Origin of the sequence: Allosphingosinicella deserti (genome assembly GCF_003012735.1) — a bacterium.
GTDB classification, from domain to species: domain Bacteria; phylum Pseudomonadota; class Alphaproteobacteria; order Sphingomonadales; family Sphingomonadaceae; genus Allosphingosinicella; species Allosphingosinicella deserti.
Genome location: NZ_PXYI01000006.1, coordinates 37,743 through 62,086 on the forward strand (window position 1 = coordinate 37,743; position 24,344 = coordinate 62,086).

Consider the following 24,344-nt stretch of genomic DNA (forward strand, 5'->3'; position numbering starts at 1 on the left):
TCAGGCGGCGCGCTGCATCTGATCGAAGGCCCGGCGAAGCGCGGCCATGCGCTCGTCGGCCGTCGCGCGTTCGGTCACCGTTTCCAGGTCCCGCGCCGCGTCGCCGAAGGCGGCGTCGCCGAACATCCCGGCGGTGCCGGCGATCTGGTGGGCGATGGTCGCGATCTCCCTGAGCTCGCCGTCCGAAAGGCAATCCTCGCGGAGCATCCTGCCGATCGTCTCAAGCGCGTTGCTCTTGCGCTGGCCATAGCGTTCGGCGAGGCTCGGCTTGACCGGAGCGGCATCCTGAGGGGCCGCCGCCTTTGTCCTCGCATTGGGGCCGGTGAGGAATCGCACGAGCATCCGCTCGAGCGCACCATGGTGGAGCGGCTTGGTGAGATGATCGTTCATCCCGGCCGCGCGGCAGCGATCGAGATGGCTTTGCTGGGCACTGGCGGTGAGTGCGACGATCGGCAGTTGCGCGTGCGGCGGGCCGGCGGACCGGATCGCGCGAGTTGCCGCAAAGCCGTCCATCACCGGCATCTGACAATCCATCAGCACCAGATCGAACGGGCGCGCGAACACGGCCGCAACCGCGGCGGCGCCATGTTCGGCGATTTCGATTTCGCAGCCGTAGCGCGACAACATGGCCAGCATCAGATCGCGGTTGAGATCGACGTCGTCGACGACGAGCACGCGCTTGCCGGCGAGCGCATCCTGCGCCAGCGCGCGCAGCTCGTCGCCATGGACGGCGGCGGTGGCGGCGCGGGGCAGCGGAACCTCGAACCAGAAGGTGGACCCTTCGCCGAGCGTGCTGGTGACACCCATCTGCCCGCCCATCAGCTCGATCAGCTGACGGCTGATCGCAAGACCAAGGCCGGTGCCGCCATAATGGGACGATACGGTCGGGCCCGCCTGAACGAAGCGCCCGAACAGGGTTTCGATCCGCTCGGGCGAGATGCCGGCGCCGGTGTCGCGCACTTCGACCCGCAGCCTGATGATCTGTTCGGTCAGCGACACCGGCCAGACGCTCAGGGTGACCGCGCCTTCGCGGGTGAACTTCACCGCGTTCGACAGCAAGTTGAGCAGCACCTGGCGAAGACGGCCTTCATCGGCCGCGGCGGAGGCGGGGACATCGGGGCTGATCAACAGCCGCAAGGCCAGATCGCGCGCCGCGGCCTGCGGCTCCATCAAAGCGACCGTTTCGCGGAGGAAAGTCGGCAAATCGAAGGGCGCGACGTTGAGCTCGAGCGCGGCGGCCTCGATCTTGGAGAAATCGAGGACGTTGTCGATCACGCCCTGCAGCGCCTGGCCGGCATTGTGGATCAGGCGCACCCGGCGCTGGGTCTCCCGATCGAGGTTCGGCACTTCGACGAGCAGATGCGAGAAGCCGATGATGCTGTTGAGCGGAGTCCTGAGCTCGTGGCTCATATTGGCGACGAAATCGGATTTGGATCGGACGGCCTCTTCCGCCTTCAGCCGGGCAACGGCGAGCGCGTCCTCCTGCGCCTTCTGGGCGGTGACGTCGCGGACAACGTCGATATATCCGATCACGTGGTCGCCGCCGCTCTCCCGGAGCAGAGCAGGGGAGGATTCGAGCCAGATCGAGGGGCGATGGCGAGCGCGCCAGCGGAAACGTTCGCACGATCCGGTCTTGTTCAGCCGCGCGAAGTGGCGGCGGACGCCCCGGAGATCGTCGGGATGGACGAAGTCGATGAAAGGCCTGCCCAGCACGTCGCTTTCGCTCAGGCCGAGGATCGTCTCGCAGGACGGCGAGATGAAGGTCATCCGCCCGTCATGGTCGCCGGTGACGATGATGTCGGTCGAATTCTCGGCCATCAGCCGGTAGCGATTCTCGGCGGCTCGCTCGCTCGTCAGATCCTCGACCTGAGCGATGAAATGCCTAGGCGAGCCGTCCGCCGCCTCGACCAGCGAGACCGAAAGCCGCACCCACACCGTCTCGCCGCTCTTGCGGATATAGCGTTTGCCGATCTTGTAATTGCTGATCTCGCCGATCAGCATCTGCTCCAGGAAGCTGGTGTCGCGGCCGACGTCGTCGGCATGGGTGATCGCCTTGAAATCGAGCGCGCGGAGCTCGTCCGGCGAATAGCCGACGATGTCGCAGAAGGAATCGTTGACCTTCAGGAAGCCGCCGTCGAGCCCGACGAGGGCCATGCCGATCGGCGCGTGAAAGAAGCCGTTCTCGAACATCTCGGTGCGATCGCGGCGCTCGGAAATGTCGTGGAGCAGGGCGGTGAATTCCCACCCGTCGTTCATGCGGGTGGCGTTGATCGCAATCTCGATCGGGATTCGTGCGCCGCTGCGCTGAAGCGCCTCGACCTCGACGCGCTTGCCGATCAGCGATCCTTCTTCGGTCTGCAGAAAGCGCTTCATGCCCTGTTCGTGGCTGGCGTGAAGCTCGGGCGGGATGATCAGGTGGGCGATATTCTGGCCGATCGCCTCGCTTTCGCTCCACCCGAAGGTCAGGGCCGCCTGCCGGTTCCAGCAGGTGATCGTGCCGACCTCGTCGGTGGTGATGATCGCCTGATGGGCATTGGCGATGATGTTGGCGAGCCGCTGCTCGTTGGCGCGGAGGCTGTTCTCCAGGCGCAGGCGCTCACCGACCTCCTTGGCGAGTTCAAGCGAGCGTTCGGTCCATTCCTCAAGCATCCGCTCGGTGCGTTCGAAGCGCAGCTGCTTGCCCATTTCGGCCGCCAGAATCGCGGTGAGCAGGCGCAAGGCGTGGATGTCGCTCGCGCTGAACGCGTCGACTCGGCCCGACGAGATCTTGATCGCGCCGATCGCCTCACCCTGCTGAAGCAAGGGCGCGCAGATCATCGATCGGATGCCGGTGCGCTCGCAGGCGGCGCGGTCGACGCGGGGATCCTCGAACGTGTCGCGGCACAGCAGGATCTCGCCTTTGTCGACGCAAAGGCCGGAGAGGCTCCCGGTGCGATTGATGCGCAGGCCGAGAAACTGGGACAAAGCAGGATTGGTGGCGCGGTAGACCATCTCCCGACCCTCGGCGAGCTCCAGCACCACGCCGTCGGCGCCGACCAGCTGCTCGAGCTCGTCGACCACCGCCTGCATGAAGCCTTCGAGATCGAGTTCCGCTTCGGCCAATTTGGTATGTACGTGGGCGAGCGCTTCCAGCCGTTGAACGGTCCATCCGGACGAGCAGGATTGCGGGTGATCGAGGGGCATGAGGCGTACCGGACTGTTGGGCGGCGTGATGCCGCGCGATCCTTCATTATAGGCCCTTCGCAGATGCGGGGGGCAAATAGCATTGCCTGGGGCGGCGGTGGCGTGCGGACTGGCCTTGCCCCAATTTCTGAGAGCGCTAACAAAGGCGAAAGAGATAAGGGGAGACTTGCCGTGATCACGCGCCGTTCGCTCATTGCGCAAAGTGGAATTCTGGCCGCGGGAGCGATGCTCCCCGGGGCTGCGTGGGCCGCGCCTGCCCGCAGCAGCCGCATGCCCCCGCTGGGCGTCCAGCTGTGGACGGTGAAGGACGATCTCGCCAAGGATTTCACCGGAACGCTCCGGCAGCTGTACAGGCTCGGCTACCGGCGAATCGAAGCCGCCGGCTGGTACGATCGCACGCCCAAGCAGTTTCGCGATGCGATGCGCGCGGCGGGGCTCGAATGCGTCTCCGCGCACCATTCGATGAGCGATCTCATCGATCACGCCGATGAACGGCTCGCCTTCGCACGCGATGTCGGAGTCAAATATGTCGTCGCCTCGTCGCCGGCGACCGCGAAGAAGATCGACGACAGCAAGGGCTGGAACCAGGGTGTCGCCGACGCGATGACGCTCGATCACTGGCGCTACAATGCCGAGCAGATGGATCGCATCGGCAAGAAGGCGCGGGCGCTCGGCCTGCGCTTCGGCTACCATAATCACGCCGCCGAATTCCTGACCTACGACCGCAAGCTGCCGATGGAGGAAATTCTGCGGCTGACGGATCCGGCGCACCTGGTGCTGGAGCTCGATCTCGGCTGGGCGGCGGCAGCCGGTTACGACCCGGCCGACGCGATCCGTCGCTTCGCGCCGCGTACGCACCTGCTGCACGTCAAGGACATCGTCGCCGGCGAGCGCGTGCCCGGCAAGATCGCCGCCGATGCGCGCAGCACTGTTGTCGGCGAAGGCAGCATCGACTGGAAGAGCGTGTTCGCCGCGGCGCGCTCTGCGCCGATCTACTCCTATTTCGTCGAGCAGGAGGATCCGTTCACCGAGCCGCCGCTCCAGGCGCTGGCGAAGAGCGCCGCCTACCTGCGCCAGTTCCAGGCCTGAGGACGAACCATGCTGACTGCAAATCCCGTCCGTTACGCAATGATCGGCGGCGGCGAGGGGGCGTTCATCGGCCCGGTCCACCGGATCGCCGCCGCCATCGCCGGCAATTGCCGCCTTGTCGCCGGCGCGTTCAGCAGCGATGCGGAGCGTGCCCGCCGTTCGGGCGAGGCGCTCGGCCTCGCGCCGGAGCGGAGCTATGAAAGCTATGCCGCGCTCGTGCAGCGCGAGCGGGAGCTGCCGGCCGACGAGCGCGCGGAGTTCGTCGCCATCGTCACCCCCAACCATGTCCATGCCCCCGCCGCTATCGCCGCGCTCGAGGCGGGCTTTCCGGTGCTCACGGACAAGCCGCTGACCGACACGCTCGACGCCGCGCTGCAGCTCCAGGAAGTCGCCCATCGCACCGGCGGGCTGGTCGGAGTCACCCACACTTACACCGGCTATCCGATGATCCGGCAGGCGCGCGCGCTGGTCGCCGCCGGCGAATTCGGCGCCGTCCGCCGGGTGGCGGTGCGTTACACCCAGGGCTGGCTGGCCAAGGCGGAGGATCAGGGCGGCAAGCAGGCCGAGTGGCGGATCGATCCGGCCCGCTCCGGCCTCGGCGGCGCGTTCGGCGACATCGGCACCCACGCCTTCAACCTGGTCGAATTCGTCACCGGCGAGCGCATGACCCGGCTCAGCGCCGAGCTCCGTGCCGCCGTGCCGGGTCGGCAGCTCGACGATGACGGCGCCGCGATGTTCCATCTCGAAGGCGGCGCCCGCGGCACCCTGATCGCAAGCCAGATCTGCACCGGCGACGCCAACGGCCTCGAAATCTCGGTGTGGACGGAGGAAGCCGGCCTGCACTGGCGCCAGGAACAGCCGAACAGCCTGCGGGTGGTGCGCCGCGGGCGTCCCGAGGAAATCTGGACCCCGGGCGTCGACCGTGCCTATCTCGACGAGCCCGCGATGGCGGTGACCCGGCTGCCGTCGGGCCATCCGGAGGGTTATCTGGAGGCGTTCGCCAACATTTATCGCGACTTCGCCGAGGCGGTGCGCGGCCGCGCGCCGCAGCAGCCGGTTTATGCCAGCCTCTCCGACGGTGTCGCCGGCATGCGCTTCATCCAGGCGGCCCACGACAGCAGCGCCCGCGGCGCTGCATGGGTGGAGCTCGCATGAGTAACGCCGACCGGGTGTGGGGCGATCGGCCATCACCGTTCGGGCTGAGCCTGCCCAAGCCTCTTATTTCTTTTGCTCAGGGAGACAGAGCATGAAGGGTCCCGCAATCTTCCTCGCCCAGTTCGCCGGCGACGAAGCCCCGTTCAACAGCCTGGAGAGCATGGCGCGCTGGGCGGCCGGGCTCGGCTACAAGGGCATCCAGATCCCGAGCTGGGACAAGCGCCTGTTCGATCTCGCAAAGGCGGCGGAGAGCCAGGATTATTGTGACGAGGTCGCCGGCATCTGCCGCGAGGCGGGCGTCGAGATCACCGAATTGTCGACCCATCTCCAGGGCCAGCTCGTCGCCGTGCATCCGGCCTATGACGATCTCTTCGACGGTTTCGCGGCCGAGGAGGTGCGGGGCAATCCCGCTGCGCGGACCGACTGGGCGATCGAGCAGGTCAAGATGGGCGCCCGCGCCAGCCGCCGGCTCGGCCTCGATGCCCACGCCACCTTCTCAGGCGCCCTGCTCTGGCAGACCGTCTATCCGTGGCCGCAGAGGCCGGCCGGTCTCGTCGAAGAAGGCTTCGCCGAGCTCGCGCGGCGCTGGACTCCGATCCTCGACGTGTTCGAGGAAAATGGCGTCGACGCCGCCTACGAGCTTCATCCCGGCGAGGATCTGCACGACGGCATCACCTTCGAGCGATTCCTAGCGGCGGTCGGCAACCATCCGCGCGCCAACATCCTCTACGATCCGAGCCACTTCGTGCTTCAGCAGCTCGATTATCTCGCGTTCATCGACATCTATCACGAGCGAATCAAATGCTTCCACGTGAAGGATGCCGAGTTCCGTCCCAACGGCCGCGCCGGTGTCTACGGATCCTATTCCGACTGGGCCGAGCGCCCGGGCCGCTTTCGTTCGCTCGGCGACGGCCAGATCGACTTCAAGGCGATCTTCTCCAAATTCACTCAATATGATTATGCCGGCTGGGCGGTGCTCGAATGGGAGTGCGCGCTCAAGCACCCCGAACAGGGCGCCGCCGAGGGGGCGCCGTTCATCGCCGCCCACATGATCCGCAAGGCCGAGCGTGCCTTCGACGATTTCGCGGGCAGCGCGCCCGACGCCGCACGCAACCGCCGCGTGCTCGGGCTGAGCTAAGCCCGACAGTGTCCGCTGCACCCCAATTCCGTTCGGGCTGAGCTTGTCGAAGACCTCTCCTTCTCCGGTGCGCAGAAAGAAGGAAGGGGAGGGCTTCGACAAGCTCAGCCCGAACGGACAAAAAGGCGGGCACACACGCTCGTTACCCGCACACCAAGATCCAAGAACAAGGGGAGGGAAGACCGGATGGACATGAACACACGCTTCCGGCTGTCGCTGATGATGTTCCTGCAATATTTCGTGTGGGGCGCCTGGTTCGTGCCGTTCGCGACCTATCTCACCCGCAACGGCCTGCAGGACAGTGTCGGGACGATCTACTCGGCGCAGGGCTGGGCGGCGATCGCCGCGCCGCTGTTCGTCGGCGCGATCGCCGACCGCTATTTCTCCGCGCAGAAGGTGATGGGCGTCCTCCATCTCTTCGCCGGCGGCCTGCTGTTCCTGCTCTCGGCGATCGGCGCCAGCGCCGGGACGATGTTCATGGCCACGCTCGGCGTGCTGCTCGCCTACATGCCGACGATCGCCCTCTCCAACTCGGTCGCGCTCAACAAGCTCACCGACAGCGAGAAGCAGTTTCCAGCGATCCGGGTGTTCGGCACGATCGGCTGGATCGTCGCCGGCCTGATCGTCGGACTCGTCCTTCCGGGCGAGGCCGAGCGGACCGCGCAGCCGCTCTATCTCGCCGGGGCCGTTTCGCTCATCTACGGCCTCTACGCCTTCACCCTGCCCAACACGCCGCCGCAGGCCGGGCAGGGGCAGACCTCGGTCGTCGCGCTGCTCGGGCTCGACGTGATCCGGACGTCGGATCGCAGTTTCTGGGTGCTGATCCTCTGCTCGACGCTGATGATGATCCCCTTCTCCTTCTACAACGTCTACGCCAACCCTTTCCTCGACGACATCGGCGTCAAGAATGCCGCGGCCGTGCAGACGATCGGCCAGGTGTCCGAGGTCGGCTTCCTGCTGCTGCTGCCGCTCTTCTTCCGCTGGGTCGGCATCAAGGGCGTGCTGTTCATCGGCATGGCGGCATGGGCGGTGCGCTATGTGCTGTTCGCCAACGGCTTCACCGCCGAGGGGCCGATCGAGCCGATCATCTATCTCGGCCTCGCGCTTCACGGTGTCGGCTTCGATTTCGTGTTCGTCGCCGCGACCATCTGGATCGGCAACCATTTCGCCGCCGATGCCCGCAGCCGCGCCCAGTCCTTCCTGGCGCTGATGACCTGGGGCGTCGGCTATCTGATCGGCAGCAACGTCGCCAACGCGGTCCAGGTCGGCACCGGCACCGGCGCCGACTGGCAAAGCTTCTGGTACCTGCCGGCCGCTTTCGCTGCGGTCACCGCGCTGATCTTCCTGGTGGTGTTCCGCGACCGCGGCGAGAAAGCGGCGGCTGCGGCGGCGGCTTAGCTAAATAGTCCCTCTTCCTTGACGGGAGAGGGACTACCGCAGCTTGGCGGCGGTGCCGCCTAGCGGAGGTTGGGAGAGGGTGAGGGCGCTCGAAGAGCGCCCGGGCTCAGGCCCAGGCTCAGGCGGCCTGGCGTTCGTCCTGCCAATCGGCGTCGACGTGCGCTACGCTGCCGATCGCGACGACGTTGCCGGTTGCGCTGCGGGTGGTCGCCTTGCCGGCGGCGGCGGCCTTGTATTCGGCCATCACCTGGAACTTGGAGCTGCCGGCGACGAGTTCGCCCATCGTCTTGGCGGCACGCTTGGTGATCTGGCGGACCCGCTCCTTGGTCAGTTCGGTGTCGAGCGCGAGCGCGTCGAGGGTGCCGGTGTCGAACACCCGGCGCTCGATGATCTCGCGATTGCGCTCCAGCTTCTCCTCGAGCTTGGCGAGCTCGACCGGGTCGACTTCGCGCAGACGCGGGCGGTGGACCGGGAGCTTGTCGTTGATCTCGCCGGGCTGGTTGGCGATCGCCTTCTTGGCGCGCGGACGCTTCTTGAGCTGCTCCACGCCCACTGCACGGAGATGGTCGACATATTCGTCGATCAGCGCGGCGGTCGCGTTCCGGGCGAGATAGGCGGAGGCGCGGGCCTCGGTAGCGCTGAGCGCATCCTCGTCCTCGATCGTCGCTTCGAACGGCAAATCCTCGCCCTCGTGGCTGCGGCCGAGATCCTGGAGGGAGACGGTGAACGCCTCGACCTTCTTCGCCGACGAGCGCTGATCGGTCATCAGGCGGAAGCGCAGGCCCTGCATCTCGCCGCGGATCTGCCAGTTGACGAAGGTGGTGAACTGCGCCTTTTCCGGGTCATAGGCTTCGATCGCGCGGTGGACGGCAATCGCGGAGACCTGCTCGGCATCCTCGGCATGGGCGACGAGGCCATATTGGCGGGTGAAGTGGCGGATGCGCGGGGCGATCAGCTTCAGGATCGAGGCGAAGGCGCGGTCGGTGTTGAGCCGCTGCCGGCCGGTCTGCTTCGCGCCTTCGGCGGCGCGGTTGGCGATCACTTCGGCCACCAGTTCTTCAAGTTTGATGGTGGTCTTGGACGTCGTCGCAGCCATGGTCGATCTCCCCTCGATTTCGGCAATTCCCCCGGTCGGTGTCTCCCGTCCGGTGATGGTTAAATGCCCGATCCCGAGACAGATTCTCAAATCCGGGGAGTTGCGTAAGGGGTAGTGCGTAGGCGGCGTCGGGGAGTGCCGGACCTGCTGCAGATGCGAAGTAATCACCGGCATCTTTTTGCACTTGCGAACACGGCGCGATTCAGGAGACATTGCCTCGACGCGCGATGAAGCGCGCTTTCGGAAGGACCGTCCCAGCGCCGGGGCATCCCTCTTTTGTCATCAGCAAAGCCGCTGTTCGGTCCCTGCATGCGCGGGAGGCCGGAGGCGGCTTTTTTCGTGCCCTGGCACGGGGAGTGTAAGTGATGAAGATTGCGGAACTGATGCGCGACGGCTTCGAGCTTGCCGGTGGCGGCGCCGAAATCGATCCGGTGCCGGCACGGCCCAAATCCACCTTCTGGCAGGCCGGCCATCCGCCGACCCTGATCGCCGCCTTCCTGTATTTCGATCTCGCCTTCATGGTGTGGGTGCTGCTCGGCCCGCTCGCGCCGGAGATCGCCAAGACCCTGCAGCTCACCGCCGCCGAGAAGGGCCTGATGGTGGCGACCCCGACGCTCGCCGGCGCGCTGCTGCGCGTCGTCAACGGCCTGCTCGTCGACCGTATCGGCCCCAAGCGCTCCGGCGCGATCAGCCAGATCATCGTCATCGCCGGTCTGTTCGCCGCCTGGCTGCTGGGCGTGAACAGCTTTGCAGGCACGCTGGCGCTCGGCGTCATCCTCGGCTTTGCCGGCGCGAGCTTTGCGATCGCGCTGCCGCTCGCCAGCCGCTGGTACCCGCCCGAGCATCAGGGCAAGGCGATGGGCTTTGCCGGCATGGGGAATTCGGGGACGGTGTTCGCCGCTTTGTTCGCGCCGACGCTTGCGAAATGGTTCGGCTGGAATGCGGTGCTCGGCCTCGCCTGCATCCCGCTCACCTTGGTGTTCGTCGCCTACATGGCGATGGCAAAGGATGCGCCGAACCGGCCCGCGCCGAAGTCACTGGTCGACTATTTCCGGCCGCTCAAGGTCCCCGACGCGTGGTGGCTGATGGCCTTCTATTCGGTCAGCTTCGGCGGCTTCGTCGGGCTCGCGGCATCCTTGCCGATCTATTTCACCGATCGCTTCGGGTTGACCCCGATCACCGCCGGCTATTGCACCGCCGCCTGCGTGTTCGCGGGCTCGCTGGTGCGGCCGATCGGCGGCGCCCTCGCCGACCGCATCGGCGGCATCCGGACCCTGTCGGGCGTGTTCGCCGTCGCGGCGATGGCGCTCGCCGCGGTCAGCGTCGCGCCGAGCGTCGTCTCGGCACTCGCCGCCTTCGTCCTCGCAATGCTGGCGCTCGGCACCGGCAACGGCGCCGTGTTCCAGCTCGTGCCGCAGCGCTTCCAGGCCGAGATCGGGGTGATGACCGGCCTCGTCGGCATGGCGGGCGGCATCGGCGGCTTCTATCTCGCCTCGTCGCTCGGCCTTGCCAAGCAGCTCACCGGCAGCTTCTCGCCCGGCTTCCTGATCTTCGCGGCGCTGGCGTTGCTCGCCTGGGCCGGCCTGTTCATCGTCAAGGGATCATGGCGCGCCGCCTGGAGCACGGGTGCCCGGATCTGAGCCATGGCGAGCACATCTTCCTTGCACGCCAAACCGCACCTCGTCGTCATCGGGAACGGCATGGCCGGATGCCGTGCGGTCGAGGAGTTGCTGGCGCGCGCGCCCGATCTCCATCGGATCACGATCTTCGGCGCCGAGCCACGGGTCAATTACAATCGGATCATGCTCTCTCCCGTGCTCGCCGGCGAGAAGAGCTTCGACGAGATCGTGATCAACGACCAGCGCTGGTACCGGGACAATCATATCGCGCTTGTCTCCGGCGATTCGGTGGTGGCGATCGATCGCGCCGCGAAGACGGTGACGGCGCGCAGCGGCGATGTCGTCGGCTACGACACATTGGTGATCGCCACCGGCTCCGACCCGTTCATCATCCCGGTTCCGGGCCGAGACCTTCCCGGCGTGATCGGCTTCCGCGACATGAACGACGTCGAGTCGATGCTCGCCGCGGCGGCGACGGGCGGCGAGGCCGTGGTGATCGGCGGCGGCCTGCTCGGCCTCGAGGCGGCGCATGGGCTCAGCCTGCGCGGGATGAAGGTCACCGTGCTCCATCTGATGCCGATCCTGATGGAGCGGCAGCTCGACGGAGCCGCTGCCTCCCTGCTCCGCTCGCAGCTTGAGGCGCGGGGGCAGATCATCCTCACCGGCGCCGACACCGCCGAGATAGTTGGGAATGGCGCTGTCGAGGGCGTGCGCCTCAAGGATGATACAATCATTCCGGCTAAGCTGGTGGTGATGGCCGTCGGCATTCGCCCGAACGTCGCGCTCGCCCGCGCGGCCGGTCTCGCGATCGGCCGTGCGATCCAGGTCGACGATCACATGGTCACTTCCGACCCGTCCATCCTCGCGGTCGGCGAGTGCGTCGAGCATCGCGGCCAGGTCTACGGCCTCGTCGCGCCGATCTGGGAGATGTGCCGCGCGCTTGCCGAAGGGCTGGCGGGCAGGCGCTCGGGCTATGCCGGGTCGGTGACCTCGACCAAGCTCAAAGTGTCGGGCATCGATCTGTTCTCCGCCGGGGACTTTGCCGGCGGCGAGGATTGCGAGGACATCGTGCTGCGCGACATTGCTGGCGGCACCTACAAGCGCATCATCCTCAAGGACGATCGGATCGTCGGCACCGTGCTCTACGGCGACACCGCCGACGGCGGCTGGTATTTCGATCTGCTGCGCAACCGCCGGGACGTCTCCGGCCTTCGCGACATGCTGATCTTCGGCAAGGCCTATGCTCCGCTCGAATCGCCGGCCTGACATGGAGGCGCCGATCCGCACCACCTGTGCCTATTGCGGCGTCGGCTGCGGGATCGTCGCGACCCGCACCGGCGCGCGATCGGTCACGATTGCCGCCGACCCCGATCATCCCGCCAATCTCGGGCGGCTCTGCTCCAAGGGCACCCATCTCGGCGAGACGGTGCGGCTCGACGGGCGCCTGCTTCACCCGATGATCGGCAAGCGCCGGGCGAGCTGGGACAAGGCGCTCGATCTCGTCGCCAGGCGCTTTCGCCGGGCGATCGCCGAGCACGGGCCGGACAGCGTCGCCTTCTACGTCTCCGGCCAGCTGCTCACCGAGGATTATTACGTCGCCAACAAGCTCATGAAGGGCTTCATCGGCTCGGCGAACATCGACACCAATTCGCGGCTGTGCATGTCGAGCGCGGTCGCCGGCCACATGCGCGCCTTCGGCGAAGATGTGGTGCCCGCAAGCTATGACGATCTCGACGCCGCCGATCTGTTCGTGCTGGTCGGATCGAACACCGCCTGGTGCCATCCGGTGGTCTATCAGCGCATCCGCGCACGCTGTGCCGCGGGCGCGAAGATGGTGGTGATCGATCCGCGCCGCACCGAGACCGCGGAGGAAGCCGATCTGCACCTCGCCATTCGGCCGGGAAGCGACGTAGCCCTGTTCAAGGCGCTGCTGGCCTATTGCCGCGAAAACGGCCTGATCGATGAAGCTTACCTGGCCCGAAGCGTCCATGTACCCGACGACTTCTGGGCCGAGGTGGGAGAGGGGAGCGACCTGTGGTCGGCGGCGCGGACATGCGACGTTCCGCCCACCGATCTCAGGCGCTTCCTCGAGCTGTTCGCCGCGCATCCGCGCACCGTCACCCTGTTCAGCCAGGGCGTGAACCAGTCCGTGCGCGGCACCGATCAGGTTAACGCCATCTTGAACCTCCACCTCGCCACCGGGCGGATCGGCAAGCCAGGGGCGGCGCCGTTCTCGATCACCGGCCAGCCCAATGCGATGGGCGGCCGCGAAGTGGGAGGACTCGCTTCGACCCTCGCGTCGCACATGGGGTTCGAGCCGGAAAGCGTCGCGACCGTCAGCCAATTCTGGGCGGCACCGAACATGGCGTGCAAGCCCGGGCTCAAGGCCGTCGACCTGTTCCGTGCGGTCGGCGAAGGGCGGATCAAGGCCTTGTGGATCATGGCCACCAATCCGGCGGTGTCGATGCCGGATGCAGGCGAGGTGCGCGCGGCGCTCGCCGCCTGTCCCTTCGTCGTCGTCTCGGACGTGATCGCCGACACCGACACCGGCCGCTTTGCCCATGTCCGGTTGCCGGCCGCGGCATGGGGCGAGAAAGACGGCACCGTCACCAATTCGGAACGCCGCATCAGCCGCCAGCGCGCGCTGTTCGCTCTGCCGGGCGAGACGAAGCCGGACTGGTGGATCGTCAAGGAAGTCGGCAGCCGCATGGGGTGGCGGACTCATTTCGCTTATGATCATCCGGCCGAAATCTTCCGCGAACATGCCCGTCTTTCGACCTATCGCAACCATGGCCGCCGCCTGTTTGCGCTGCCCGGCCTGTCGGCAATCGGCAACCAGGCCTATGACGCCCTGGAGCCGTTCCGCTGGGGCGGCGACGCGTTCGCCGACGGCCGCTTCTCCACCGCCGACGGCAAGGCGCGGCTAGTGCCGGTGGCGCAGCGGGCGCTGCCCGGGCCGCTCGCCGCATGGCCGATGACGCTCAATACCGGGCGCTACCGCGATCATTGGCACACGATGACCCGCACCGGCCTCAGCGCTCGGCTGGCGCGTCACCGTGAGGAGCCACTGGTCGAAGTTCACCCGGAGGATGCGGCCGCGCTCGGGCTAGCCGATGGAGCGATCGCCCGCGTCGCTACGCCGCAGGGGGAGAGCCTGTTCCGGGTGTCGCTGAGCGAGGGACAAAGACGCGGCGAGCTGTTCGTGCCGATTCACTGGACCGACCGGACCGCCACCGGCGGGCGCACGGGCCTGCTTCCGCGGCCGCTCGTTGATCCGCAGTCCGGGCAGCCCGGCTTCAAGCTGACACCCGCTTCGATCACGCCGGCCGACATCCAGTGGAAGGGCTTCCTGCTCGCCGCGGACCGTGTCGAGCGGCCGGATTGCCTGTGGGCGACGCGCATCCAGGTGCCCGCCGGGGAAGTCTACGAGCTCGCCGGGATCGGCGATCCCGCACGCGTCGAGGCCGTCTTGCCGAAGGGCGAGCGGATCGAGGTCATCGACACCGCGCGTGGCGCGCGGCGGATCGCGGTGCTTCGAGAAGGGCGGCTGGTTGCTGCCCTGTTCGTCACCCGCGACGGGTTGCTGCCGAGCCGGGAGTGGCTGATCGCCCAGCTCGGCGAGACGGCCGCGGCTCCGGCCGTGCTTGCGGGCGGACCTGCCGGTCCGCGCGAGGATCCGGGGCCGATCGTCTGCGTGTGCTTCGATGTCGGCATCAAGACGATCGTCGGTGCGATCGCCACGCAGCAGCTCACCAGCGTCGACGCGGTCGGCGCGGCGCTGTCGGCCGGCACCAATTGCGGCTCGTGCCGTCCCGCCATCCGCCGCCTGATCGACGACGCAAGGAAGATCGCCAATGCTTGATGCTCTTTCATCCTGCCGGCCGTCACCGGAAGCAGAGTCGCTCGAGCGCCCGCCCGCCTGTGCCGCAGGGCTCACCTTCGATCGCGCTCTGGCACTGCTCGTCGGACAAGCCGCTCCGCTCGGCACCGAGCCAGTGTCGCTGGCGGAGGCCGGCGGACGCAGTCTCGCCGCCCCCGTTCACGCGGCGATCGACGCGCCGCGTTACGATGCCGCGGCGATGGACGGCTTCGCGATTGCCGACGCCGATCTGGAGGCCGGAATCACCCGCTTCGTCGTGGTAGGCGCCTCCTACCCGGCGGCCCCGTATCCGGGCGCGATCGGCCGTGGCGAGGCGGTGCGGATCATGACCGGAGCGCCGATGCCCGCCGGGACCGACCACGTGCTGATGCTCGAGCATGTCATCGCCGCGGCGGGGACGATCCGTTTGGAGGGCAGGCCGGGGCGCCGCCATGTCCGCCCGCGCGGCTCCGATTTCGCGGCGGGTCAGCGCCTGCTCCCGGTCGGTCGCACGCTCGATCCGCGGGCGCTCGCAGTGGCGGCAGCGGCCGATGCCGGCAACGTCATCGTATGGCGGCGCCCGCGCGTCACCTTCGTGGCAAGCGGCGACGAGCTTGCCGCCCCGGGGCGGGCGCGGGCGACCGCCCTTGGCATCCCCGACAGCCTCGGCGACGCGCTCGCTCTCGCTGTCTGCGAATGGGGCGGCGTTCCGGTGCGCGTCGTGCGCATCGCAGATGACCTGGGCGCGCTTGCCGGCGCCGCACGGGCGGCTTTGGACGGGGCCGACATCCTGGTGATGATCGGCGGCGCCTCGCGCGGCGACCGCGATTTCGCCAAGGCCGCGCTGGCGACGCTCGACCTCGTCTTCGCGGATGTCGCGATCAAGCCCGGCAAGCCGGTCTGGTACGGCCGCGCCAAGGGGCGCCACGTGCTCGGCCTGCCGGGCAACCCCACCGCCGCGTTCACGATTGCGCGGCTGTTCCTCGCGCCCCTGGTCGCGGCACTGGCCGGCCGCAGCCCCGCGCACGTGTGGATGCCGGTGCCGCTTGCGGCCCCGGTCGCCGCCACCGGCGATCGCGAGACCTTCCTTTGCGGCACCTTGTCGCTGGACGGTGTCCGGGTGATCGAGCGCCAATCCGCGTCCGCGCAGCTTATGCTGGCCGAGGCCGATGCGCTGGTCCGTTTCGCGCCGGGCACACCGGCGCTTGCTGCGGGCACGCCCGTCGACACAGTGCGGCTCTGACGCGCATGCGCGTCCTCGGCGCGATCCTCGCCGGCGGCCGCTCGACCCGCTTCGGCAGCGACAAGGCGCTCGCCATCGTCGAGGGGCGCCGCCTGCTCGATCACGCTGCCGACGCGCTCCGCGCGCAGACCGACGCCCTGATCATCTGCGGGCGCGACTGGCCCGGGCTGACGGGCATCGCCGATCGGCCATCCCCCGATCTCGGCCCGCTCGGGGGGCTCAACGCCGCCCTCCATCATGCGTCCTCGCGTGGCTTCGACGCGGTGCTCTGCGTGCCCGTCGACGTCTATCCGCTTCCGGCAGGCCTGAGGGCGATGCTGGAGGGGACGGGCCCGCGCGTGCTCGCCGGCCAATGGTCGATCGGCTTCTGGCCGGCATCGCTCGCGCCGGCGTTGGAGGATCATCTCGCCGCCGGCCGAAACTCGTTGAAGAGCTGGATCGCCGCCTCCGGGGCGGATCGGGTGGACGACAGCGCCCTTGGGCTCGCCAACATCAACAGGGTCGAGGATCGGCTAGGTCTGCGCCAGAACGCGGCCGAGATTTAGCATGGATGCGTAGCTGTGCGGCCGTCCTTCGAGCGCGTCGCGAACGAACCTGCTCAGCGCCAGCACCGACGCGGAATAGCCGATCCAGTCTTCGAGATCGCCGCGATCGACCGATCGCCCGGATGCCTGAGCATAGGCTCCGACGAGACGATCGACCTGACGCCAGCCGCCGTGGGCGAGGATCCCCACTGCGGTGATGCCGAGATCGAGCATCGGATGATCGGCCGCGGCATGTTCCCAGTCGATCGGCACCAGGCCGTCGGGCGTGCGGACGATGTTGTCGGGGAAGAGATCGCCGTGAACGAACGTCAGCGCCGGTTCGGCGGCAACCCGAGACCACATCCGCTCGGAAGCCGCGAGCGCCGCTTCCAGGTCCGGACGATCATGGCCCCGGAGCAGCGTGCGCCAGTCACACGGCAGCCGTCTGCGTCGGTCGGCGAGGTGCGCGGGAACCGGAATGCGATGGATCCGCGCCAGCAGGGCGGCGATGGCCTCGACCGGCAGATCGGCCGATGCGGACAGAGTTTCGCCGGGGATGAAGGGCATGATCATCCATGGCCAGTGGCCGTGGATCACGCGGGCGCCCGAAACGGTGCGGAGCGGTCGATGGCTGCCCATCCGGTGCGCCTCCAGATGATCCAGCGTCAGCAGCAACGCCTCGGCTCGCGCGGGAGCGTGGCCGACCAGCTCCGTCAGCGTGAAGCTCCGTCCGTCGTCCGCCAGCAGGTGAAAGGACCGATTGCTGCGTCCTTCGCCGAACGCAACCACGCGGCGGGGAACGATGCCGAAGGCCGCGGCAGCGTCGATCCGGTCCGTCATTTCATTCGCAGCGGCAGGCCCGCGGCAACGAATTGCACCTCGTCCGCGATCGCTGCGACCTTCTGGTTCAGCCGTCCGGCGAGATCGCGAAAGGCACGGGCCAGGGCATTGTCCGGCACGATGCCCATGCCGACCTCGTTCGAAACCAGGATGACCGGACCCGATGCCGCCCGGAGCGCTAAAGCGAGTGCGCCGAATGCGGCCTCGCTGTCATGCTCCCCCAACATGAGGTTGGTGGCCCACAGCGTCAGGCAGTCCACGACCAGGACTCGATCCGGCGCGGCATGATTCGCGATCGTTTCGGCGAGCGCCAGCGGCGCTTCGAGGCTCGTCCAGGCCGGTCCGCGTTCGGCTTTGTGCCGCGCGATCCGTTCCTCCATTTCCGCATCGAACGCCTGTGCGGTGGCGATGAAGACCGGCGACAGTCCGGAGGCTTCGGCGCGACCGAGGGCGTAGCGGCTCTTGCCCGATCGCGCGCCGCCGAGAACGAAGAGGATCGAGAAAGGCAGGGCGAACTTCCGTGTGGCGCACCGTGGCGGGAACGCTATGGCCCTAGAGCGCGACGTCTTCGGGTGGAAGCGTTTTGCGGGGCAGTGAGGAACGACATTTGGGGGCGTGGCACCATCATGGCGGCAATGTCGGCGCCGCGCGTCGGCGCTTCCCGGATGCGCCGGCGCCGTGGCTCGATCTGTCGACCGGGATCAATCCGATTCCTTGGGACGCCGCCCGCGCCGGCCCGATCGACTGGTCCGCGCTGCCGGACGCCCAGGCGCTGGCAAGGCTCGAAGCCGAGGCGGCGCAGCATTTCAGCGTGGCTGCGGAGTGCGTCTGCGCCGTCCCCGGCACCGAGATCGGCCTGCGTCTCCTCGACACGCTTGCGCTGCCGGCGCCGCTTCGCTTCGTCGCGCCGAGCTACGGCACCTATGGCGAGATCGCCGCGGCCGGGCGTCCGATCGTTGCGGACGTCCTCGAGCACGAAGCGGAACAAGGCGGCACGTTGCTGCTGGCACGGCCCAACAATCCCGACGGAGAAACCCTGGCGGAAGCGCGCCTGCACGAGATCGCCGGCCGGCTCGAAGCAAAAGGCGGCGTTCTCGTCGTCGACGAAGCCTTTGCCGACACGCTCGAAGAGTCCACTGTGGTGGCGCGGCTCCCCGGACGGGTGATCGCCTTGCGCTCGTTCGGCAAGTTCTTCGGCTTGGCCGGCCTGCGCCTCGGCTTCGTCATCGCGGAGGCCACCTTGCTGGCGCCGCTTCGCCGACAGCTCGGCAGCTGGCCGGTCAACAGCGCCGCGCTGACGATCGGACTCGCCGCCTATCGCGACCAGCCCTGGATCGGCGCAACGCGGCTCCGCCTGCGCCGCTCGGCCGCACGGCTCGATGTGCTCCTGCGTCGCCGCGGGCTGAACCCCGTGGGCGAATGTCCGCTCTTTCGCCTCGTCTCGACGCCGGACGCCGGCGCGCTGTTCGAGCGCCTCGGCGGTCAGGGCATCCTAACCCGTCCGTTCGCCTACGCGCCGCACTGGCTGCGCATCGGCCTGCCGGGGAACGATGCCGGCTTCGACCGGCTCGATCGTGCGCTTGCCGATGGCTGAACCGGTCGCCCTTGCCGCTTTGGTGCTGGAAGCCCTGGTCGGCTGGCCGGCCTGGCTCTACCGCCGCGCCGGACACCCCGTCGGCCTGTTCGCCCGCATCCTCGATGCGTGCGAACACCGCTTCAATCGACCGGAAACGGCCGACCGCCTTCGGCGTCTCGCAGGCGTGCTGACGCTCGCGCTCGTCGTGGCGGTGGCGGTGACGATCGCGGCCGGCCTCGAACGGCTCGCCCGCCTGTGGCTCGGCGACGCGGCGTGGATCGCAATCGCCTTGCTCGCCATTCCGGGCCTCGCGCAGCGCAGCCTCGACGATCACGTCCGCGCGGTGGCACGTCCGCTCGCCGCCGGGGATCTCGACGGCGCCCGCAATGCGGTGGCAATGATCGTCGGCCGCGACACGGCCATGCTCGACGAAGCCGGGGTGAGCCGCGCGGCGATCGAGAGCCTGGCCGAAAGCTTCTGCGACGGGATCGTCGCGCCGGTATTCTGGCTGGTCGTCGCCGGCCTTCCCGGGCTGTGGGCGTATAAGGCGATCAACACCGCGGACAGCCTGATCGGCCACAAGGAGCCGCGCTGGCGCGCCTTCGGCTGGGCCTCGGCACGGACCGACGATGTCGCCAATGTCCTTCCGGCGCGGCTTTCCGGCCTGCTGCTGTGCCTCGCCGGCGCGGGCGGGTTCGAGACGATGCTGCGCGATTCGGGGAGGCATGCGTCGCCGAACGCAGGCTGGCCGGAAGCGGCGATGGCCGGTGCGCTGGGCGTGAGGCTTGCCGGCCCGATCGCCTATGACGCTGTCGTCCACGACAAGCCCTGGATCGGATCGGGGCGCGCGCAGGCGACCGCCTTCGATCTACGTCGCGGGCTTATCGTCTACCGCCGGGCGTGCCTGCTGTTGTGGGCTTTGGCAGGAGGTGCGGCATGGGCGCTGTGATGCTTCAGGGGACCGGCTCGGACGTCGGCAAGTCGGTGCTCGTCGCCGGGCTCTGCCGCGCGCTCGCCAATCGCGGGCTCACGGTTCTGCCGTTCAAGCCGCAGAACATGTCAAACAATGCCGCGGTGACCGCCGACGGCGGCGAGATCGGCCGCGCCCAGGCGCTGCAGGCGCTCGCGTGTCGAGTGGATCCGGTCGTCGACATGAATCCGGTGCTGCTCAAGCCGCAGGGCGATCGCACCTCCCAACTCGTCGTCCACGGCCAGGTTCGCGGCACCCTGTCGGGCAGCAATTACCGGCAGGCCAAGGCGGCCCTGCTCGAAGACGTCCTCGCCAGCTATGGTCGCCTTCAGGCGCGCTGCGACCTCGTCGTCGTCGAAGGCGCCGGGTCCCCCGCCGAGATCAATCTTCGCTCCAGCGACATCGCGAACATGGGCTTTGCCCGCGCCGCCGACGTGCCGGTGCTGCTGGTCGGCGACATCGACCGCGGCGGGGTGATCGCCGCCATCGTCGGCACGGCGGCCGTGATCCACCCGGAGGATGCGCGCATGATCCGCGGCTTCCTGATCAACAAGTTTCGCGGCGATCCCGCCCTGTTCCAGGACGGCTATGCGGAGATCGAGCGGCGCTCCGGCTGGCGCGGCTTCGGCATCGTCCCCTGGCTCTCCGCCACCGCGCGCCTGCCGAGCGAGGATGCGGTCGCGCTCGAGCACGGGCTTGCCCGGCCGTCCGGCGAGCGTCCGATCGTCGCCTGCCCGGTGCTGCCGCGCATCTCCAATTTCGACGATCTCGATCCGCTGAAGCTCGAGCCCGGGATCGATCTGGTGATGGTGCCGCGCGGCCGGCCGATTCCCGCCGAGGCGCGGCTGATCGTCCTCGCCGGCTCCAAGGCGACGATCGCCGATCTGGCGGTGCTCCGTGAAGAAGGGTGGGACATCGACATCCGCGCCCATCATCGCCGCGGCGGCCACATTCTCGGCCTGTGCGGCGGCTATCAGATGCTCGGGCGCAGCATCGCCGATCCCGCCGGCATCGAAGGCCCGCCGGCCACGGTTCCGGGTCTCGGCCTGCTCGACGTCGACACAATCCTCAGCCCCGGCAAACGCTTGGAGCGGGTTTCAGGCAAGATGCTCGGCGCGCCGTTCGAAGGCTATGAGATGCACATGGGCGAAACCGGCGGGCCCGACGCCACGCGCCCGCTCGGCCGCTTCGCCGGCAGGGTCGACGGCGCCCTCTCGCCCGATGGCCAAGTCGCCGGTTGCTACATTCACGGCCTCTTCGCCCGCGCCGAGCAGCGCGCCGCCTGGTTGCAGCGGATCGGCGTCGCCGCCTCGGGCGGGGACTACGGGGCTTCGGTCGACGCTGCCCTCGACGAGATCGCCGCGATGCTGGAGGCCGAACTCGACGTGGAGGGGATCATCGCGCTTTCACGCGAGGCACACAGCCGCGAGTAGCAAGGCGCTTTCGCACAGCTCGATCCCGGCGCCATGGCCGTCGCCGGAAATGCCGCCGATGCGGCTTTTGAGCCACCAGCCCCACAGCAGCATCGGCACCGGCGCGGTCCAAAGGGCCGGTGCCGCGAGGCCGGCGCCCAAGAGCAAAACCGCCCACAGGCAGAGATCGCGCAGGCGGACGATGCCGGCGAAGCGCAACGCCAGGCCGTTGCCGAGCGGCGGCAGCCCATATTGCCAGGCGAGGATCCCGGTTCGCGCCGCGAGCGGGATGAGCAGGATCGCAGTCCAGGCGCCGGCTTCGACGAGCAGAGCGAGCAGCACGAGCTTGGCGGCAAGCTGCAGGACGAGGGCGACGACGCCGAAGCTGCCGACATGCGGATCGGCGAGGACCCGCAGCAACGTCTCGCGGTCGCGGTGCGCCGCGCCCGCTGCGTCGCTGATGTCGGCAAGGCCGTCGAGGTGCAGCGCGCCGGTCACCGCCGCCCAGGCGATCGTACCGGCGAGCGCGGCAAGCATCGGGCTGTGCTGCGATCCGGTCCACGCGGCTGCCGCGACGATCGCGCCGACGGGCAGGCCTGCGATCGGGAACCAGCGCATCGATGCGGCGAAGTCTTGGGCGCTGACGGTGCCGCGCCACGGCACCGGCAGGCGGGTCATGAACTGGATCGCGAGTACGATCCCCTTCATGTGCGCAGACCGACGATCTGCGCGATGGCCGGCGCGCCCGGATGGATGCGGAGCGACAGCAAGGCGGCGTATGGCAGGTCGAATGCCCAGACCTGGCGGCGATCGAATCCGCACAGGCCCGCAAGCGCCGCGCGCATCGGCCCGCTGTGGGTGACGACGAGCGTCGCGCGTGCGTCCAGCCGCGCGATCGCGCCCGCGACCCGCCGCGCCAGCGCGGTCCAGCGCTCGCCGCCGGGCGGGGGATGGGCGTCCGGATCGTCGTAGAAGGGGCGGAGGTTCGCCTCGTCGATATCGGCGGCGGTGCGGCCCTCCCAGGCACCGAAATCCAGCTCCATCCACGCCGCGTCTTCCTCGACGGCCAGAGCGCGCGCCGCAGCGATGCCGTTCGCCACCTCCGACGCGCGCACCAGCGGCGAGCTGACGATCCGCTCGAATTCGCAATCGGCGACTCGCGCCAGGCAGGCGGCACGCCCGCCTTCGGTACAGGGTTCGTCGGTCCGCCCGAGATAGAGCCCCGGCCGCTCGACCGCGGCATGGCGGAGGAGGTGGAGGATCTGACCGCTCACGAAGCGGTCGCGACCATTGCTTCCTCGAACGTCGCCATTCCCTCATGCGCGGCCAAGGCGGAGCGGACGAGGTTCACCGCCACGGCGGCACCGCTGCCTTCGCCGAGCCGCATGCCGAGATCGAGCAGCGGCGAGAGGCCGAGCGCGCCGAGCAATCGCCGGTGTCCCGGTTCGGCCGAGACATGTCCGGCCAGGCAGTGGGCCGTGATATCCGGCGCGTGCCGTGCGAGCGGTGCGAGCGCCGAGCAGGCGATGAACCCGTCGAGCATCACCGGGATCCGGCGCTGCCGTGCGGCGAGAACGGCTCCGGCGATCGCTGCAATCTCCCGCCCGCCGAGCCTGCGGAGGAGTTCGAACGCGGAGGTCGCGTGCCCTGCGTGCCGAGCGATCCCTTCTGAGACCACCGCGATCTTGCGCTGCAAGGTCGTGTCATCGACGCCGGTGCCGCGACCCGTCCAGTCGCCGGCGGAACCGCCGTAGCTCGCGCCGCTGAGGGCGGCGGCGGCTGTGCTGTTGGCGATCCCCATTTCGCCGACGACGAGGAGATCGATATTGCCGGCCGCGGCCCGGGCTCCGGCCTGCAGCGCGCGAAGGCATTCTTCCGGGGTCATCGCCGGCCCCTGGGTGAAGTCGGCGGTCGGCCGCTCCAGCTCCAGCGCGACGATCTCGAGTTCCAGCCCGGCTGCGGCCGCGAGCGCGTTGATCGCGGCGCCGCCGCGCCGGAAATTCGCGACCATCTGAGCGGTCACCTCGGGCGGGAAGGCGCTGACCCCGCGTGCGGCGACCCCGTGGTTGCCGGCGAAGATGGCGACGCGGCCACGGGCTAGGGCAGGGCGCGCCGTCCGCTGCCAGCCGGCGAAGAACAAGGCGAGGTCCTCGAGCCGGCCGAGCGAACCGGCCGGCTTGGTCAGGCTCGCCTGCCGTGCCGCCGCCTCGGCAATGCTGGCCGCGTCGGCCTTGGGCAAAGAAGACAAAGCGGCCTCGAAATCCGCGACGCTGGCGAACATGGTCATGCGACCACCTGGCCCTCGGGCGGAACGCGAACGATGAAGTGGCCCTTCACGCCGTCCGGCCATAAACGGTATGGCACCTGCCCGTGCTCGCTTTCCGCGTAGAGGCGGGTGAATTCCAGGATCGATGCTGCGCTCGCTTCGTCGGCCGCGAACTTCCCGAGCACATAGCCGACCTTGCCGGGCGCCCGCAGGTAGATCGTGCAGAAGGATGTGCAGGCGAACAGGCACGGCATTTCCTCGACGGCGATCTCCCGGAAGCGATCGTCCGTTGCCGCCACGTCGCGCAGGGCCGCCGCGAGCAGCGCACCGCCGCGGACACCGTCGCCATCCTCCCGCGCGTCGGCGGAATGGCGGCAGGTGTTGCAGGCGATCACAGAGGCCCGCGGCGGTACCGCCCGGAACATCACGCGTGCGCCGGCCGCGCGGCAGGCAGGCCGATCGTACCGAGGCCGCGCTGCAGCACGACGAGTCCGGCGAAGATCAGCCCGTTGCGAACGAACTGCCTGGCCAGCACATCGGCCGCGAATGCGCCGTGGCCGCTGTCCAGCAGCAGGGTGGTGACCAGGACGACCGCCTTGAAGCCGACGAAGGCGCCGGCGAAGGTGGCGCTCGCCCGAACGATCGTGCCGGTCCTGTGAAGGCCCTGCGCGATGGCGTGCGCGGCCAGAACGGAGATCATGCCGCCGGCGAGCAGGGTCGCGCCCCAGATCGCCTTTTCGGCATCCAGGGTCTGACCCTGGATGCAGATCCCGATCGCTTGCGCAGCGACCCAGGCCGCGCCGACCAGCAGCAAGCCGTCGAGCTTGCGCCGCGATCCGGCGGCGAGCGCCGCCAGCGCCGGGAAGGGGGTGGCGCAGGCGAGCACCAGGCTGATGATCGTGCTCGCCGCAGCGATGATCGCGATCCACACACTGCTTCCGGATAGGGAGGATTTCGTCATGTCATTCTCCTTGCT

General features: G+C 68.6%; 20 protein-coding genes and 1 pseudogene. 12 read left to right on the forward strand and 9 right to left on the reverse strand.

Going from position 1 to position 24,344, the window contains the following annotated elements:
• Positions 1 to 3,183, reverse strand: coding sequence for a PAS domain S-box protein (locus C7I55_RS17740; RefSeq protein WP_158266478.1), 3,183 nt, complete (start codon positions 3,181 to 3,183; stop codon positions 1 to 3).
• 171 nt (positions 3,184 to 3,354) lie between these two features.
• Between C7I55_RS17740 and C7I55_RS28215 the strand changes: the two genes are divergently transcribed.
• The 4 genes from C7I55_RS28215 to C7I55_RS17755 all read left to right on the forward strand — a co-directional run bounded on the left by C7I55_RS28215 (position 3,355) and on the right by C7I55_RS17755 (position 7,963).
• Positions 3,355 to 4,272 carry a sugar phosphate isomerase/epimerase family protein gene (locus C7I55_RS28215; RefSeq protein WP_158266479.1) on the forward strand — a complete coding sequence of 306 codons (918 nt, stop codon included), beginning with the start codon at positions 3,355 to 3,357 and terminating at the stop codon, positions 4,270 to 4,272.
• Positions 4,273 to 4,281: 9 nt separating this feature from the next.
• The gene (locus C7I55_RS17745; protein WP_199192896.1) at positions 4,282 to 5,427 is read left to right on the forward strand and encodes a Gfo/Idh/MocA family protein; all 1,146 of its coding nucleotides are present in this window, start codon (positions 4,282 to 4,284) and stop codon (positions 5,425 to 5,427) included.
• Between the two features lie 91 nt (positions 5,428 to 5,518).
• Positions 5,519 to 6,565 carry a sugar phosphate isomerase/epimerase family protein gene (locus C7I55_RS17750; protein WP_106514365.1) on the forward strand — a complete coding sequence of 349 codons (1,047 nt, stop codon included), beginning with the start codon at positions 5,519 to 5,521 and terminating at the stop codon, positions 6,563 to 6,565.
• Between the two features lie 186 nt (positions 6,566 to 6,751).
• Positions 6,752 to 7,963 carry an MFS transporter gene (locus C7I55_RS17755; protein ID WP_106514366.1) on the forward strand — a complete coding sequence of 404 codons (1,212 nt, stop codon included), beginning with the start codon at positions 6,752 to 6,754 and terminating at the stop codon, positions 7,961 to 7,963.
• Positions 7,964 to 8,081: 118 nt separating this feature from the next.
• Here C7I55_RS17755 and C7I55_RS17760 read toward each other — a convergent pair whose 3' ends face one another.
• Positions 8,082 to 9,059 carry a sigma factor gene (locus C7I55_RS17760; protein ID WP_106514367.1) on the reverse strand — a complete coding sequence of 326 codons (978 nt, stop codon included), beginning with the start codon at positions 9,057 to 9,059 and terminating at the stop codon, positions 8,082 to 8,084.
• 365 nt (positions 9,060 to 9,424) lie between these two features.
• On the opposite strand from C7I55_RS17760, the gene C7I55_RS17765 reads away from it, so the two are divergent.
• From C7I55_RS17765 to mobA, 5 genes and pseudogenes are all read left to right on the forward strand, one after another.
• Positions 9,425 to 10,699 (forward strand): nitrate/nitrite transporter, encoded by a 1,275-nt coding sequence (locus C7I55_RS17765; RefSeq protein WP_233222279.1) that lies wholly within the window; start codon positions 9,425 to 9,427, stop codon positions 10,697 to 10,699.
• 3 nt (positions 10,700 to 10,702) lie between these two features.
• Positions 10,703 to 11,923, forward strand: a pseudogene (locus C7I55_RS17770) (NAD(P)/FAD-dependent oxidoreductase); the annotation flags it as partial.
• A gap of 22 nt (positions 11,924 to 11,945) precedes the next feature.
• The gene (locus C7I55_RS17775; RefSeq protein ID WP_106514369.1) at positions 11,946 to 14,540 is read left to right on the forward strand and encodes a nitrate reductase; all 2,595 of its coding nucleotides are present in this window, start codon (positions 11,946 to 11,948) and stop codon (positions 14,538 to 14,540) included.
• On the forward strand, positions 14,533 to 15,780 hold the full coding sequence (locus C7I55_RS17780) for a molybdopterin molybdotransferase MoeA (protein ID WP_106514370.1): 1,248 nt from the start codon (positions 14,533 to 14,535) through the stop codon (positions 15,778 to 15,780). Before C7I55_RS17775 ends, C7I55_RS17780 begins: the two co-directional genes overlap by 8 nt.
• A gap of 5 nt (positions 15,781 to 15,785) precedes the next feature.
• Positions 15,786 to 16,325, forward strand: coding sequence for a molybdenum cofactor guanylyltransferase (gene mobA, locus C7I55_RS17785; protein WP_106514371.1), 540 nt, complete (start codon positions 15,786 to 15,788; stop codon positions 16,323 to 16,325).
• Here the strand turns inward: mobA and C7I55_RS17790 are convergent.
• On the reverse strand, positions 16,293 to 17,144 hold the full coding sequence (locus C7I55_RS17790) for a phosphotransferase enzyme family protein (protein WP_106514372.1): 852 nt from the start codon (positions 17,142 to 17,144) through the stop codon (positions 16,293 to 16,295). The two genes, mobA and C7I55_RS17790, sit on opposite strands and share 33 nt — an antisense overlap.
• Positions 17,141 to 17,653 (reverse strand): bifunctional adenosylcobinamide kinase/adenosylcobinamide-phosphate guanylyltransferase, encoded by a 513-nt coding sequence (gene cobU, locus C7I55_RS17795; RefSeq protein WP_106514373.1) that lies wholly within the window; start codon positions 17,651 to 17,653, stop codon positions 17,141 to 17,143. Before cobU ends, C7I55_RS17790 begins: the two co-directional genes overlap by 4 nt.
• Before the next feature lie 98 nt (positions 17,654 to 17,751).
• Here cobU and C7I55_RS17800 point away from each other — a divergent pair, with 98 nt between their 5' ends.
• Genes C7I55_RS17800 through C7I55_RS17810 form a run of 3 tightly spaced genes read left to right on the forward strand, consistent with a single transcriptional unit; the run spans position 17,752 to position 21,123 of the window.
• Positions 17,752 to 18,738, forward strand: coding sequence for an aminotransferase class I/II-fold pyridoxal phosphate-dependent enzyme (locus C7I55_RS17800; protein WP_106514374.1), 987 nt, complete (start codon positions 17,752 to 17,754; stop codon positions 18,736 to 18,738).
• A complete protein-coding gene (gene cbiB / locus C7I55_RS17805; RefSeq protein WP_106514655.1) occupies positions 18,731 to 19,669 on the forward strand; it encodes an adenosylcobinamide-phosphate synthase CbiB in 939 nt (312 codons plus the stop codon). Before C7I55_RS17800 ends, cbiB begins: the two co-directional genes overlap by 8 nt.
• The gene (locus tag C7I55_RS17810) at positions 19,657 to 21,123 is read left to right on the forward strand and encodes a cobyric acid synthase (RefSeq protein ID WP_106514375.1); all 1,467 of its coding nucleotides are present in this window, start codon (positions 19,657 to 19,659) and stop codon (positions 21,121 to 21,123) included. Before cbiB ends, C7I55_RS17810 begins: the two co-directional genes overlap by 13 nt.
• Here C7I55_RS17810 and C7I55_RS17815 read toward each other — a convergent pair.
• From C7I55_RS17815 to C7I55_RS17835, 5 genes are read right to left on the reverse strand one after another with little or no spacing between them, the layout of a single operon-like run.
• Positions 21,097 to 21,810 carry an adenosylcobinamide-GDP ribazoletransferase gene (locus C7I55_RS17815; protein ID WP_106514376.1) on the reverse strand — a complete coding sequence of 238 codons (714 nt, stop codon included), beginning with the start codon at positions 21,808 to 21,810 and terminating at the stop codon, positions 21,097 to 21,099. The two genes, C7I55_RS17810 and C7I55_RS17815, sit on opposite strands and share 27 nt — an antisense overlap.
• Positions 21,807 to 22,376, reverse strand: a complete 570-nt coding sequence (locus tag C7I55_RS17820; RefSeq protein ID WP_106514377.1) for a histidine phosphatase family protein — start codon at positions 22,374 to 22,376, stop codon at positions 21,807 to 21,809. Before C7I55_RS17820 ends, C7I55_RS17815 begins: the two co-directional genes overlap by 4 nt.
• Positions 22,373 to 23,389, reverse strand: a complete 1,017-nt coding sequence (gene cobT / locus C7I55_RS17825) for a nicotinate-nucleotide--dimethylbenzimidazole phosphoribosyltransferase (RefSeq protein WP_106514378.1) — start codon at positions 23,387 to 23,389, stop codon at positions 22,373 to 22,375. Before cobT ends, C7I55_RS17820 begins: the two co-directional genes overlap by 4 nt.
• Positions 23,386 to 23,793 carry a DUF1636 domain-containing protein gene (locus C7I55_RS17830; RefSeq protein ID WP_106514379.1) on the reverse strand — a complete coding sequence of 136 codons (408 nt, stop codon included), beginning with the start codon at positions 23,791 to 23,793 and terminating at the stop codon, positions 23,386 to 23,388. The genes cobT and C7I55_RS17830 overlap by 4 nt, the downstream gene beginning before the upstream one ends.
• Positions 23,793 to 24,329, reverse strand: a complete 537-nt coding sequence (locus C7I55_RS17835; RefSeq protein WP_146151061.1) for a hypothetical protein — start codon at positions 24,327 to 24,329, stop codon at positions 23,793 to 23,795. Before C7I55_RS17835 ends, C7I55_RS17830 begins: the two co-directional genes overlap by 1 nt.
• Positions 24,330 to 24,344 lie beyond the last annotated feature (15 nt).